This is a genomic window from Pandoraea oxalativorans, assembly GCF_000972785.3.
Taxonomy (GTDB): Bacteria; Pseudomonadota; Gammaproteobacteria; order Burkholderiales; family Burkholderiaceae; genus Pandoraea; species Pandoraea oxalativorans.
On sequence record NZ_CP011253.3, the window covers coordinates 5,152,384 to 5,164,800 of the forward strand.

The 12,417-nt window shown below is 64.7% G+C and carries 15 protein-coding genes and 1 riboswitch; of the genes, 1 reads left to right on the forward strand and 14 read right to left on the reverse strand.

What is annotated here, in order from left to right:
• Positions 1–12 precede the first annotated feature (12 nt).
• The 10 genes from murA to MB84_RS22790 all read right to left on the reverse strand — a co-directional run bounded on the left by murA (position 13) and on the right by MB84_RS22790 (position 7,715).
• The gene (gene murA, locus MB84_RS22745; protein WP_046289994.1) at positions 13–1,353 is read right to left on the reverse strand and encodes a UDP-N-acetylglucosamine 1-carboxyvinyltransferase; all 1,341 of its coding nucleotides are present in this window, start codon (positions 1,351–1,353) and stop codon (positions 13–15) included.
• Entirely contained in the window at positions 1,350–1,589 is a 240-nt protein-coding gene (locus tag MB84_RS22750; protein ID WP_039393621.1) for a BolA family protein, read from the reverse strand. The genes murA and MB84_RS22750 overlap by 4 nt, the downstream gene beginning before the upstream one ends.
• Positions 1,590–1,607: 18 nt before the next feature.
• Positions 1,608–2,363: an ABC transporter permease gene (locus MB84_RS22755; protein ID WP_039393623.1), complete on the reverse strand. Its 756-nt coding sequence runs from the start codon at positions 2,361–2,363 to the stop codon at positions 1,608–1,610.
• Positions 2,360–3,286, reverse strand: a complete 927-nt coding sequence (locus MB84_RS22760; RefSeq protein ID WP_039393625.1) for an ABC transporter ATP-binding protein — start codon at positions 3,284–3,286, stop codon at positions 2,360–2,362. Before MB84_RS22760 ends, MB84_RS22755 begins: the two co-directional genes overlap by 4 nt.
• 259 nt (positions 3,287–3,545) lie before the next feature.
• Complete coding sequence (locus MB84_RS22765) at positions 3,546–3,803, reverse strand: STAS domain-containing protein (protein ID WP_046289996.1); 258 nt, start codon at positions 3,801–3,803, stop codon at positions 3,546–3,548.
• 4 nt (positions 3,804–3,807) lie between these two features.
• A complete protein-coding gene (locus tag MB84_RS22770) occupies positions 3,808–4,428 on the reverse strand; it encodes an MlaC/ttg2D family ABC transporter substrate-binding protein (RefSeq protein ID WP_046289997.1) in 621 nt (206 codons plus the stop codon).
• A 199-nt stretch (positions 4,429–4,627) separates the two neighbouring features.
• On the reverse strand, positions 4,628–5,533 hold the full coding sequence (locus tag MB84_RS22775) for an MlaA family lipoprotein (RefSeq protein ID WP_046289998.1): 906 nt from the start codon (positions 5,531–5,533) through the stop codon (positions 4,628–4,630).
• A gap of 6 nt (positions 5,534–5,539) precedes the next feature.
• The gene (gene mlaD / locus MB84_RS22780; protein ID WP_046289999.1) at positions 5,540–6,079 is read right to left on the reverse strand and encodes an outer membrane lipid asymmetry maintenance protein MlaD; all 540 of its coding nucleotides are present in this window, start codon (positions 6,077–6,079) and stop codon (positions 5,540–5,542) included.
• 53 nt (positions 6,080–6,132) lie between these two features.
• Positions 6,133–6,900, reverse strand: a complete 768-nt coding sequence (gene mlaE / locus MB84_RS22785) for a lipid asymmetry maintenance ABC transporter permease subunit MlaE (protein ID WP_046290000.1) — start codon at positions 6,898–6,900, stop codon at positions 6,133–6,135.
• Positions 6,897–7,715 (reverse strand): ABC transporter ATP-binding protein, encoded by an 819-nt coding sequence (locus tag MB84_RS22790; protein ID WP_046290001.1) that lies wholly within the window; start codon positions 7,713–7,715, stop codon positions 6,897–6,899. Before MB84_RS22790 ends, mlaE begins: the two co-directional genes overlap by 4 nt.
• 341 nt (positions 7,716–8,056) lie before the next feature.
• On the opposite strand from MB84_RS22790, the gene MB84_RS22795 reads away from it, so the two are divergent.
• Positions 8,057–8,560, forward strand: a complete 504-nt coding sequence (locus tag MB84_RS22795) for a GNAT family N-acetyltransferase (protein WP_046290002.1) — start codon at positions 8,057–8,059, stop codon at positions 8,558–8,560.
• Positions 8,561–8,584: 24 nt separating this feature from the next.
• Here the strand turns inward: MB84_RS22795 and MB84_RS29170 are convergent, their stop codons facing one another.
• From MB84_RS29170 to MB84_RS22815, 4 genes are all read right to left on the reverse strand, one after another.
• On the reverse strand, positions 8,585–9,787 hold the full coding sequence (locus MB84_RS29170; RefSeq protein ID WP_245725438.1) for a thiamine phosphate synthase: 1,203 nt from the start codon (positions 9,785–9,787) through the stop codon (positions 8,585–8,587).
• Between the two features lie 61 nt (positions 9,788–9,848).
• Positions 9,849–10,694: a thiazole synthase gene (locus MB84_RS22805; RefSeq protein ID WP_046290003.1), complete on the reverse strand. Its 846-nt coding sequence runs from the start codon at positions 10,692–10,694 to the stop codon at positions 9,849–9,851.
• A 1-nt stretch (position 10,695) separates the two neighbouring features.
• Positions 10,696–10,893: a sulfur carrier protein ThiS gene (gene thiS, locus MB84_RS22810; RefSeq protein ID WP_039393642.1), complete on the reverse strand. Its 198-nt coding sequence runs from the start codon at positions 10,891–10,893 to the stop codon at positions 10,696–10,698.
• Positions 10,894–10,909: 16 nt separating this feature from the next.
• Positions 10,910–12,067 carry an FAD-dependent oxidoreductase gene (locus tag MB84_RS22815; RefSeq protein WP_046290004.1) on the reverse strand — a complete coding sequence of 386 codons (1,158 nt, stop codon included), beginning with the start codon at positions 12,065–12,067 and terminating at the stop codon, positions 10,910–10,912.
• 139 nt (positions 12,068–12,206) lie between these two features.
• A riboswitch (TPP riboswitch) is annotated at positions 12,207–12,326 on the reverse strand.
• Positions 12,327–12,417: the final 91 nt, after the last annotated feature.

Genomic DNA, 12,417 nt, shown 5'->3' on the forward strand with positions numbered 1-12,417 from the left:
GCTTCACGGTACTCATGCAATCTCTCCCTGGCATGCTTCGACACGCCGGATTCGCGCGCCCACGGCGCACAATTTGGCCTCGATACGATGATAGCCGCGATCGAGGTGATGAATGCGGTCGACGAGGGTACGGCCGTCGGCCGTCAGGCCCGCGACGATCAGACTGGCGGACGCGCGCAGATCGGTCGCCATCACGTGCGCACCCGACAGACGATCCACGCCGGAAATGCGCGCCGTATTGCCTTCGATGCCGATATTCGCGCCCAGACGCGTCAATTCCTGCACATGCATGAAGCGGTTCTCGAAGATCGTTTCCACGACGTGCGACGCGCCCTGTGCAATGCAGTTCAGCGCCATGAACTGCGCCTGCATGTCGGTCGGGAACGCCGGATATTCCGACGTCCGGAAACTCACGGCCTGCGCGCGACGATCCATCTGCACGCGCAGCCAATCCGCGCCGCCGGTCACATTCGCGCCGGTCTCGCGCAGTTTTTCGATGACGGCGTCGAGCGTGCCCGGCACCACGCGGCGCAACGTAATGTCGCCGCGCGTGGCCACCGCCGCACACAGGAACGTGCCTGCTTCGATACGGTCCGGCACGACATCGTGCGTTGCACCATGCAAGCGCGCGACACCCGTCACCACGAGACGATCGGTGCCAATGCCGTCGATCTTCGCGCCCATCTTCACGAGCAGATGGGCCAGATCGGTCACTTCCGGCTCGCGCGCGGCGTTGGCCAGCACGGTCACGCCGTCGGCCAGCGTGGCCGCCATGAGCAGGTTTTCGGTGCCCGTCACGGTGATCATGTCCGTCACCAGCGTTTCGCCGCGCAGACGTGACGCCCGCGCCACGATGTCGCCATGCGTCAACGTGATCTCGGCGCCCATCTTCTGCAGGCCCTTGATGTGCTGATCGACGGGTCGGGCGCCGATGGCGCAGCCGCCCGGCAACGACACACGCGCTTCGCCACAACGGGCGAGCAGCGGACCGAGTACCAGAATCGACGCGCGCATGGTCTTCACCAGCTCGTACGGTGCGGCAGGCTCGGTAATCTGCGACGCGTCCAGCGTCACCGACTCGCCGTTGCGTTCGACCTTCACGCCCATGCGCGCGAGCAGCGTCAGCATGGTGCGCACGTCGTGCAGATCCGGGACGTTGCCCAGCACGAGCGGCTCGGCCGTCAGCAGGCTGGCACACAGAATGGGCAGCGCCGCGTTCTTGGCGCCCGAGACGGTAATCTCGCCTTCCAGCCGCTCGCCACCTTCGATTTCCAGGTGGTCCGCGGCCACACGCTCGCCAGCGAGAACCTCGCCGTTGCCGGCAGCGCCAGCGCTTTCTTGCGTAATCCTCATTGCGCCTGATACTCCGCCGGCGTGAGCGTCTTCATCGAGAGCGCGTGGATTTCGGCCTTCATGCGGTCGCCCAGCGCGCCGTACACGAGTTGATGGCGCGCAATGAGGCGCTTGCCTTCGAACTGTGCGCTGACGATGGTCGCGAAGAAGTGCTGACCGTCACCTTCGACGGCCACGTGATCGCAAGCCAGACCGGCTTCGATGTACTGTTTGATTTGTTCGGGGGTAGGCAGCATGGCTGATCCTGGAGAAGTTCAGTGACGCAGTTTGTAGCCACGGCGCAGCAGATTCAGCGCCACGGTTGCGAGTATCAGGAAAGTCACGCCGACGACAGCGAGACTCGTCGTCGGGGCCACGTCGGACACGCCGAAGAAGCCGTAACGGAACCCGTCGATCATGTAGAAGAACGGGTTGAAGTGCGAGACGGCCTGCCACAGCGGCGGCAACGACTGAATCGAATAGAACACGCCCGCGAGGAACGTCGCCGGCATGATCAGGAAGTTCTGGAACGCAGCGAGCTGGTCGAACTTCTCGGCCCAGATGCCCGCGATCAATCCCAGCGTACCGAGAATCGCCGCGCCGAAGAAGGCGAAGCCCAAGATCCACAGCGGTGCGGCAAACGTCAGATGCGTGAACGCGACCGTCACGAGGAAAACGCCCAGTCCGACCGCCAGTCCGCGCACAACGGCCGCCAGCACGTACGCGCCATACATCTCCCAATGCGAGAGCGGCGGCAGCAGCACGAACACCAGGTTGCCCGTGATCTTCGACTGGATCAGCGACGACGAGCTATTGGCGAACGCGTTCTGCAACACGCTCATCATCACCAGTCCGGGTACGAGGAAGGACGTGTAATTGATCTGGTCGTAGACCTTCACGCGGTCTTCGAGCACGTGGCCGAAGATCATCAGATACAGCAGCGCGGTGAGTACCGGCGCAGCCACGGTCTGGAAACTCACCTTCCAGAAGCGCAGCACTTCCTTGTAGAACAACGTGCTGAAGCCGGTCATGCTGCCACCTCCTGCGCGCGCGAGCCCGACATGATCTGCACGAATACGTCCTCGAGGTCGGCCTTCTGAATGTCGATGTCTTCGACGATGCCGCCTGCCGCACGGCAGGTGGCGAGAATGGATTCCACTTCGTCGCAGCCCGACAGGCGCAGCGCAAACTGATGGCCGTTCGTGTCCTGCCCGTCGACCAGCAACGGACGCAATTCGGCCGGCAACGTGCCCTGCTTGAAGCGCAGCACGAGGCGCGTGCCCGCGAAGCGCTGCAACAGCGACGCTGTGCGCTCAAGCGCCACGACTTCGCCGCGCTTGAGCATGGCGATGCGATCGCACAGCGCTTCCGCTTCTTCGAGATAGTGAGTGGTCAGCACGATCGTGTGACCTTCGCGGTTCAGACGCGAGATGAACTTCCAGAGCGTCTGACGCAGTTCGACGTCGACCCCGGCGGTCGGCTCGTCGAGCACGATCACCGGCGGGCGATGCACCAGCGCCTGCGCCACCAGCACGCGTCGCTTCATGCCGCCCGAGAGCTGACGCATGTTCGCGTCCGCCTTGTCGGTCAGATCGAGGTTAGCCATCACTTCGTCGATCCAGTCGTCGTTGCGCTTGAGTCCGAAGTAGCCGGACTGGATACGCAGCGTCTCGCGCACGGAGAAAAACGGATCGAAGACGAGTTCCTGCGGCACCACGCCGAGCTTGCGGCGGGCGTCGCGGTAGTCGCGCACTACGTCGTGACCGAGCACGCTGATGTTGCCCGAGTCCGCGCGCGCGAGGCCCGCGAGAATGCTGATCAGCGTGGTCTTGCCCGCGCCGTTGGGGCCGAGCAGACCGAAGAATTCGCCTTCTTCGATCGAGAAGCTGACGCCCTTGAGCGCCTGCAACGCCTGATAGCGTTTTTTGACGTTACGGATTTCGATGGCGGCCATGACTGCACGCACCCGTCTTCGCGGGTACGCCATTATTGTTTTCCGGATCGGGGGGACTGCACCGAGGGTGGCAGTGTCGGAGCCCGGACGGGGGGTCACTGCCCAAAAGTCGGCAGAAAACCCCTGATTATAAAGGAAGCCGGTGGCGGCCGTGCTCGCACCCGCCTTAGCCCACCTTGGCCGTTATCCGCCCAACCATAAAAAAAGCGCCGTCACATGACGGCGCTTCTTCGAGACGGCGGCAGTCCGGCCAGACGAATCAGCTCGAAAGCAGATGGTCGACGCCGTACACCAGTGCAAGGCTGGCCAGCCCTGTCGGCAAGTTAGTGAACGCCAACATCGCACCGCGCCGACTCGCGTGACGGCGCAAGGCCAGCAGCACCGCGAGCGCCGACGAGTCGAAATGCGTGAGCCCGGCGCAGTCGATCTGGGTCTCGCCCGCGTCGATGCGATCGATGGCCTGCGCGAGGACGTCGCCGGCAGTGTCGTGAGTCAGGGCGGTGTGCAACGCGAGCATGGGCTTACTTGCCGCCTGCGAGTTGCTGGTTACGTTGGGTCAGGAACTGGATCAGGCCATCGACGCCCGATTGGTTGACCTTCTCGGCGAACTGATTGCGATACGTCTGAATCAGCCATGCGCCCAGCACATTCAGGTCATACAGCTTCCATTCGCCGCTGGCCGTCTTGTACAGACGGTAGTCGAGTTCGATCGGCTGACCGTTGTTGATGACGTCGGTGTACACCACGGCATCGGTATCGCTCGGCTGGCCGCGGAACGGCTTGTAATTGACCTGCTGGTCGCGAATCTGGGCAATGGCACCGGCGTACGTGCGCAGCAGCAGCGTCTTGAACTGTTCGGTCAGCTGCTTTTGCTGCTCCGGCGTGGCCTTGCGCCATGCCGCGCCGGTAGCCAGTTGCGTCGTCTTGGCGAAATCGGCGTGCGGCATGATCTTCTGCTCGACCAGACGCGTAATGCTGTTCAGATCGCCCTTCTGGATGTTGGGGTCGCTCTTGGCCGCAGCCATCACTTCGGTCACGGTTTGCTTCACGAGTGCATCCGGGGACTGCGCTTGCGCCATGGCAGAGCCAGCGGCGGTGTACGTCATGAAAGCCATGACGGGAATGAGCCAGAACTTCTTCATTGTGGACTTCCTCTTTCGAGTGACGAGTGTTGCGGGTTTTGATACCCGCGCGGCGTCTGGAGTTCTCGGATTGCCGGGAGTGTCGTGTAACAAACTGTTGCCCGGAGACGGCGCGCCTATCGCGTAGCGATCACGCGGCTACCACGCGATTAAAGCGCCGAACTCCGATGCAACGACAGTTATCGACGATCGGTAACGATTAACGACGGAAGGGCAAACCACCCGGCACCATTTTGCCCGGCACGGGCGAGCCTTGCGGCGCGTCCGGTTCGGCCTGCGCACCGGAGGCGGGCGCCGGGGCGCTCGCGCCCGAGGCGGGCTTGGCGGCGGGCATCGGCTGCGCACCGGCGCCACCCGCTGCGGCTGCACCGGCAGCACCGGCACCGTCCTCATCTTCGTAATTCGGCAGCGACGTATCGCTCGTCGCACCGCCGTTCACCAGATACTTGCGACGTGCGAGATAGGCGTCGCGCGTGAACGAGTACGGATCGAGCGCGGCGGCTTCGAGCAGGTTGGACGCGTCGAGCAGGTTGGCGCGCGTATTCACGAGACGCACACCGTACAGCGAATACCTGATCCAGTCCGGCTTGATATACGACGTCGGGTCGATGAACATGTTGCCAGCCATGCCGACGCTGTCGCGCACCGTGCTCGGGCCGAGCAGCGGCAGCACGAGGTACGGACCGTCAGGCAAGCCCCACTTGCCCAGCGTCACGCCGAAATCCTGGCTGTGCTTGGGCAGGCCGGCCGGCGTAGCGAAGTCGAACAGACCACCGACACCGAAGAAGGTGTTGATCGTCAGGCGCATCAGATCCTGCGCGGCGGCCGTGATCTGCAACTGAAGCAGGTTGTTGGCGAGGTTGTACACGTCGCCCACGTTCGAGAAGAAGTTCGTGACCATGTCGCGCGCCGGTTCCGGCACCGTGAAACGGTAGCCCTTTGCCACGGGCACGAGCACGGCCTTGTCGAGCGTGTCGTTGAACTTGTACATCGAACGGTTGAAACCTTCGATGGGGTCAGCGGGGTTCGGGTTCGTGACAGTCGCACAGCCTGCCAGCGCCAACGCGCCAGCGGCCAACACTGCCGAAGTACGGAAGCTGGTCATTTTCTTTTATTTTCCTTGGGTTACCGGTGCTGCCCCAGCCGCCGGCGCTGCCGCCGGTGCTGCCGATGCGTCGCCCGCCTGAGCGCCGCCGGCATCTGCTGCCTTGTTGTACAGGAACTGGCCGATCAGGTTTTCCAGCACGATGGCAGACTGCGTGAGCGTGATCGTATCACCGCCCTTGAGCATCTGATCGTCGCCGCCAGGCTCAAGTCCGATGTATTGCTCGCCGAGCAGACCCGACGTCAGAATCTTCGCCGACGAATCCTTCGGGAACTGGTACTGCGAATCCAGATTGAGCGTGACGTCGGCCAGATAGCGCTTGTCGTCGAACTTGATTGACGCCACGCGCCCCACCACCACGCCGGCGCTCTTGACGGCCGCACGCGGCTTGAGGCCGCCGATGTTGTCGAACCGCACCGTGATCGGATACGTCTTCGAGAACGACAGCGAACTCATGTTGCCCGCTTTGAGCGCGAGGAACAGGAGGGCGGCGAAGCCGAGGACCACGAACAGGCCGACCCAGAAGTCGAGAGGGTGTTTTTTCATTGTGTCAGTGTGCGCAAACTGTCTGTCTATGTCTTGGCAGGCGAGCCGGCCTCTTAGCTGAACATGAGTGCCGTAAGCAGGAAGTCGAGGCCGAGCACGGCCAGCGATGCCTGCACGACCGTACGCGTCGTAGCACGCGACACGCCTTCCGGCGTCGGCTGTGCTTCGAAGCCCTGATACAGCGCGATGAAGGTGACGGCAATGCCGAACACGATGCTCTTGATGACGCCGTTCGCGACGTCGGACCATACGTCCACGCCGCCTTGCATCTGCGACCAGAACGCGCCGGAATCCACGCCGATCATCTCGACGCCGACGAGGTAGCCACCGAAAATGCCGACCGCCGAGAAGATCGCGGCGAGGATCGGCATGGCGATCACGCCCGCCCAGAAACGCGGCGCGACCACGCGGGCGATCGGGTCGATCGCCATCATCTCCATGGCGGTCAGTTGCTCGCCCGCCTTCATCAGACCGATCTCGGCGGTGAGCGACGTGCCCGCGCGCCCGGCGAACAGCAGCGCCGTGACAACCGGCCCCAGCTCACGCACCAATGACAGCGCGACGAGCAGACCGAGCGCCTGCTCCGAGCCGTACTTGTTGAGCGTGTAATAGCCTTGCAGGCCGAGCACGAAACCGACGAACAAGCCCGAGACGGCGATGATGACGAACGAATAATTGCCGACGAAGTGAACCTGGTCCGTCACCAGACGCGGACGGCGCAGCAACGCGGCGCTCGATCCGAGCATGCGCAGAAACATGCGCGCACCGTAACCCAGGCGCTCGACATGGCCGCGGACAAAACTGCCGATGGTGGTAATCATGCACGCGCTCCGATACCGAAATCTTCCGCGAGCGGCGGCGCGGGATACTGGAATTTCACGGGGCCGTCCGGCTGGGCGTCGATGAACTGGCGCACCGTCGGGTCGTTCGAGGCGCGCAGCGCGTCGGGCGCGCCCTCGGCGGCGATACGGCCTTCGCTAATAAAGTAGATGTAGTCGGCAATGGCGAACGTCTCGGCGACATCGTGCGAGACGATGATCGACGTCGCGCCCAGCGCGTCGTTGAGCTTACGGATCAGGTTCGCCGTGATGCCCATCGAGATCGGGTCCAGCCCCGTGAACGGCTCGTCGTACATGACGAGGTCCGGATCGAGCGCAATCGTGCGGGCCAGCGCCACACGACGCGCCATCCCGCCCGAAATCTCGGCGGGCTTCATATCGCGTGCGCCACGCAGGCCCACGGCGTTGAGCTTCATCAGCACGAGATCGCGAATCAGATCTTCGTCGAGACGGGTGTGTTCGCGCAGCGGAAACGCCACATTGTCGAATACCGTCATGTCGGTAAACAGCGCGCCGAACTGGAACAGCATGCCCATGCGGCGACGCAAGCGATACCAGCCGTCGCGATCGAGCGTGGAAACGTCGGTCCCGTCGAAATCGACCTGCCCCCGACTGGCGTGCACGAGACCGCCGATCAGACGCAACACGGTCGTTTTGCCGCAGCCGGAGCCGCCCATGACCGCAATGACCTTGCCGCGGGGAAACCGCATATTCAGCCCGGAAAGCACCAAACGCTCGCCATAACCGAAGCTGACGTCGCGCAGTTCGAGCAGATTTTCCGGATTCGGGGTAGGCACGTTTCGGGTCTTATAGTGCGGCGCAAAACGCCAATTATAGGGGGGTTTGCCATTCGATGCCGCCCACGCCGGGTCGGCGAAAGCAAGGAACGACGCTGCCCCGCGGGATTCTACAGGCCCCGGACGTATTGCTGCGTTAACGTTCCAATAGGCGTAACGCCGCAAAAACCCAACGGCACCAAGGACTTATCGTTTTCTGCCCCCACGCCGGTGTTGCGCCGTTGCTACAATACGACGTTTCGCCCTCGTTATCGTTCTTCGGGATGTCCCGCGCTACCCCTCCCTCTTTTCGCCCCGTCGCGCCGCAGTCTACGGCGACACCGGACTTTCGGATTCGTCCGATGCAACCCGGCGACCTTCCCCAAGTGCTGACAGTCCAGGCACTGGCGTACGCCGACTTGATGCTGGAGTCGGAAGCTACCCTCGCCTCGCGTCTGGCCTTGTCGCCGCAGACTTGCTGGGTGGCGATGGATGCGGGAACGGCCGGACCGACGGAAGCGGCCATCGCGGGCTATCTGTTCACGCACCCGTGGCGTCTGGCCGCGCCGCCGCCACTGGACACCGTCCTCGACGCGCTGCCGGACACCCCCGACTGCTGGTACGTCCACGACATGGCGCTTGCACCGCGCACACGTGGCGCGGGCGTGGCCGGTCAGCTTTATGCCGCCGCGTTGTCGGCGGCGCAATCGCTCGGCCTGCGCGCCTCGGCGTTGGTGGCCGTGCAGCAATCGCAGGGGTTCTGGGCGCGCTTCGGATATCGGGCGACGGCAGACGTCTCGCCACAGATCGCCGCCAAACTGGCAGGCTATGGCGATGGCGCCGTCTTCATGACGCGCGAACTGTAATCACAGCGCAGGTGCACCGCAAACTCACACGCGTCGCGCGAATTCGTTCTGCATCGAACGGACCGCGGCCGCCACGTCGGCGGCTTCCGTCACGGCGCGCACGACGGCCGTGCATCCCACGCCGGTCTCGAGCACCTGCGGCAGGTTGGTCGCGTCGATGCCACCGATCGCCACCAGCGGGTAATGCGGCGCGATGAGCTTCACGTAACGCGCCAGCTTCGCCAGCCCTTGCGGTGCGGTGGCGATGACCTTGGTCGTCGTCGGGAACACCGCGCCGACGGCCAGATAGCTCGGACGAAAGTGATGCGCCGCGAGAATCTCGTAATAGCCGTGCGTGCTGATGCCCAGCCGCATGCCGCTCGCGTGCAGCGTCGCGACTTCGTCGGCGCGCAGCGCCGCCATGTCTTCCTGACCGAGATGCACTCCGTAGGCATCGGCCTGCGCCGCCTCGCGCCAGTGATCGTTGAAGAACCACGCGCTGTCGTGCGTCACGCGGCGGCCGGCCGCCACCGTGCGCGCGATCTCGCTACGCAGTCCCGGATGCGCCGGATCCTTGATGCGCAGCTGCACGGTGCCGACCTGAAGATCGGCCATGCGCTCGCACCAATCGGCGTCGGGCAGCACCGGGTAGAGACCCAGTCGCGCCGGGCACGCGGGAAAGTGGCCGGGCGACGGCACCTGCCCCAGCACGGCGGGGAACGTCTCGAGCACGGTCGGCCATGCGCCCAGCGTGTCGACGTCTTCCGCACGCGCATGACTGCCGTCCGTACGCCATGCGCGGCCGAGCACCAGTGCGTCGTGCGGTTCGAATCCGCAGTCCAGAAACGCTGCAAACGCAGGAAAGAATGCGGGATCGTCGACACCCGCCACACGATAGACGCCATCCGGCGTGTACAGCGTGTCTTCCACGTGTCCGTGCGCGAGCGTGTGCGAGCGAAGCACGACCGCACCCTGCGCACGCCATGCGTCCACCCTGACGGCCGCCGCCGTGCCCAATCCATGCTCGGGCACGAGCGGCAGCCAGACGACATCGCACCGCCCCGCGCTGACGGGCGTCTCGGCATGCAAACGCCATTGCGGCGACGTCGCCTCGTCCGGCCACGGTGCGAGGCGCGCGCGGATCGCGTCGCCGGCCTGCTGCCAGGCCACCGCGAGCGATGCGTCGGTGGGCAGGCATTGCACGTGCCGCATAGGTACAGACCCGGCGGCGTCAGCGTGCGTCGTCATGAAAAATCCTTGTTGATGCGGCCTCGCATCGCGCGGCCGTTAGTCATGAAAGCGGGAGAGGTCAGCTACCGGACTGATGCCAGAACGGCACACCCACGACCGGGGTGCTGGCTTCGGCGCTCTCGCGCTCGGCCATCGGACCCGCGAGCCATGCGGCGCGTCCCGCCTTGATCGCTCCCGCGAACGCACCGGCCATCTCCACCGGCTGCGCGGCGAGCGCAACGGCGGTGTTGAGCAGCACGCCGTCGTAGCCCCACTCCATCACCTGACAGGCGTGCGACGGCAAGCCGAGGCCCGCGTCGACGATCAGCGGCGTGTCCGGCAGACGGTCGCGCAGCAGGCGCAGACCGTACGGATTGATCACGCCCTTGCCGGTGCCGATCGGCGCGCCCCACGGCATCAGCGCCTGACAGCCGACGTCGAGCAGCCGACGGCACAGCACCAGATCTTCCGTGCAGTACGGCAGGACCTTGAAGCCCTCGCGAATCAGTTGCTCGGCAGCCGTCACCAGACCGAACGGGTCGGGCTGCAGCGTGTAGTCGTCGCCGATGAGTTCGAGCTTGATCCAGTCGGTCTCGAAGACTTCGCGCGCCATTTGCGCCGTCGTCACCGCTTCCTGCACCGAATGGCAGCCTGCCGTATTGGGCAGCACCGGCACCGCGAGGCGGCGCAGCGTCTCCCAGAAATGACCTTCCGATGCTTGCGCCCCGGTGCCCGAGAGTTGACGGCGCAATGCCACCGTCACCATGCCCGGACGCGCCGCATCGATGGAATCGTTCAGCGCTTGCAGCGACGGATAGCGTGCCGTGCCGAGCAGGAAGCGGCTGCCGAAGCGGGTGTCGTAGAGCGTGAGCGCATCGCGCGTACTGCTTGCCGCCACGTTGTTCGATTCGGTGAATGCGTTCATCTCAGCCTCCGGCCACCGGTTGCACGACATCGATCTTGTCGCCCTGCGCAAGCGTGCGCGCGGCGTACTGCGTCTTGGGCACGAATTGCCCGTTGATCGCCGCCGCAAAAGGCGGCTTGGCGCCGTAGGCGGCGAGCGCCTCGGCCAGCGTCGCCGTGTCGGCCACGCTCAGCATCTGTTGATTGATATGGATGTCCATTGCGTACCGCGTCCTCTCATGCCTGACGAAACAGTTCCGGCCACGGCCGGCTGGCTCGCCACGTCTCCCAGTCGAACGCGTCCGCCGATCCCGACGGCGCGCCCTTCGTTTGCATCAATGCCTGCGCCAACGCGCATGCTTCGCCGGTGACCGCCGGTGCGAGCAGATAGCCGTGACGGTACAGACCGTTCACACGCAGCAACCGTGCACCGTCCCACTGCACGCGCGGCAAATGGTCGGGCAGCGCCGGGCGGCAATTGACGTTCAATTCGACGATGCGCGCTTCGCCGAACGCGGGGTTCAGCGAGTGCGCCGCCGAGAGCAGTTCGAGCGCAGAGCGCACGGTCATCGGCGACATGTCTTCCGATTCGAGTTCGGTCGCCCCGATCACGTACAGATCGTTTTCCTTGGGCGCGATGTAGATCGGATAGCGCGGGTGCAGCAACCGCACCGGGCGACGCAGGCCGATCCCCGGCGCGTGAATGCGCACAACCTCGCCACGCACGCCGCGCAACTGTGTGAGCGCTTCGCGTGCGCCCAGTCCGCGGCAGTCGATGACCAGACCGGCGTCCGGATACTCGCCCTCGCCGATTTCGGTATGCCAGTGCAGGTTCGCGCCCGCCTTCGCCAGTCCTGCGGCCAGCGCACGCAACAACTGACGGTTATCCAGTTGCCCCTCGTTCGGCAGCAGCCAGCCTTCCTGGAAACGTCCGGCGAGCGCCGGCTCCACGTCCTTCAGTTGTGCGCCCGAAATCCGCTCGACGCCGCCACGCAGCAGCTCGGGCGGTGCATTCGCGCGCATCCGACGATCGAACATCACGGCCTCGGCGCGGTCGGGCTGATGCCACACGACCAGCGTGCCGTTGCGTTGGAAGAAGACGTGTTCGGGAAGGCCGTCGATCAGCGCGGGCCAGCGCTCAAGTCCGACCGCGCCCATCTCGACGATGCTCGGTTCTGCCACGGCGGCCTCGGCGAGCGGCGCGAGCATGGCGGCAGCGACCCAGCCAGCAGCGGACGAGCCATCGGCATCGCCCCGCTCGTACAGCGCCACGCGCGCGCCGACGCGAATCAGTTGCCACGCCAGCAGGCGGCCGGACAGCCCGCCGCCCAGCACGGCAATATCAGGACGTGACCCGGCGGGACGCGACGTGGAAATGGCAGCCGTCGCGCTCATACGCGCATTGCCGCGCAAGCCGTCAAGGCGAAGGCGCGCAGGCACTCAGGGGAAGACGACGAATGTTGTGGAAGGCAACGCATGGGGCCCTTTCCTCATGAAAGCAAAAGGACGAAACGGTGATGGCCACCTTACCCCAATGGAGGAGTCGGAAACTTCCCACGCCGGTATTACCCGGGTCGGGTGCAAAGGGTCTCTCTCAGCCCCGCGACTTCTTTGACGTGACTACGCCAATTACGGAGCACCCCTGTTTCGCCCGCAGCCATTACAACATAGATGCCGACGCCCGTGCAAGCTGGCTTCCCGGGCGATTGCACGCTCGTCGCGTCTCGTTTTTTGAGATCTCCTGC

Excerpts from the sequence above, each read along its gene's own strand:
- murA (WP_046289994.1), bottom strand. The coding sequence starts at position 1,353 with ATGAGGATTACGCAAGAAAGCGCTGGCGCTGCCGGCAACGGCGAGGTT.
- MB84_RS22750 (WP_039393621.1), bottom strand. The coding sequence starts at position 1,589 with ATGCTGCCTACCCCCGAACAAATCAAACAGTACATCGAAGCCGGTCTG.
- MB84_RS22755 (WP_039393623.1), bottom strand. The coding sequence starts at position 2,363 with ATGACCGGCTTCAGCACGTTGTTCTACAAGGAAGTGCTGCGCTTCTGG.
- MB84_RS22760 (WP_039393625.1), bottom strand. The coding sequence starts at position 3,286 with ATGGCCGCCATCGAAATCCGTAACGTCAAAAAACGCTATCAGGCGTTG.
- MB84_RS22765 (WP_046289996.1), bottom strand. The coding sequence starts at position 3,803 with ATGCTCGCGTTGCACACCGCCCTGACTCACGACACTGCCGGCGACGTC.
- MB84_RS22770 (WP_046289997.1), bottom strand. The coding sequence starts at position 4,428 with ATGAAGAAGTTCTGGCTCATTCCCGTCATGGCTTTCATGACGTACACC.
- MB84_RS22775 (WP_046289998.1), bottom strand. The coding sequence starts at position 5,533 with ATGACCAGCTTCCGTACTTCGGCAGTGTTGGCCGCTGGCGCGTTGGCG.
- mlaD (WP_046289999.1), bottom strand. The coding sequence starts at position 6,079 with ATGAAAAAACACCCTCTCGACTTCTGGGTCGGCCTGTTCGTGGTCCTC.
- mlaE (WP_046290000.1), bottom strand. The coding sequence starts at position 6,900 with ATGATTACCACCATCGGCAGTTTTGTCCGCGGCCATGTCGAGCGCCTG.
- MB84_RS22795 (WP_046290002.1), top strand. The coding sequence starts at position 8,057 with ATGCAACCCGGCGACCTTCCCCAAGTGCTGACAGTCCAGGCACTGGCG.
- MB84_RS29170 (WP_245725438.1), bottom strand. The coding sequence starts at position 9,787 with ATGACGACGCACGCTGACGCCGCCGGGTCTGTACCTATGCGGCACGTG.
- MB84_RS22805 (WP_046290003.1), bottom strand. The coding sequence starts at position 10,694 with ATGAACGCATTCACCGAATCGAACAACGTGGCGGCAAGCAGTACGCGC.
- thiS (WP_039393642.1), bottom strand. The coding sequence starts at position 10,893 with ATGGACATCCATATCAATCAACAGATGCTGAGCGTGGCCGACACGGCG.
- MB84_RS22815 (WP_046290004.1), bottom strand. The coding sequence starts at position 12,067 with ATGAGCGCGACGGCTGCCATTTCCACGTCGCGTCCCGCCGGGTCACGT.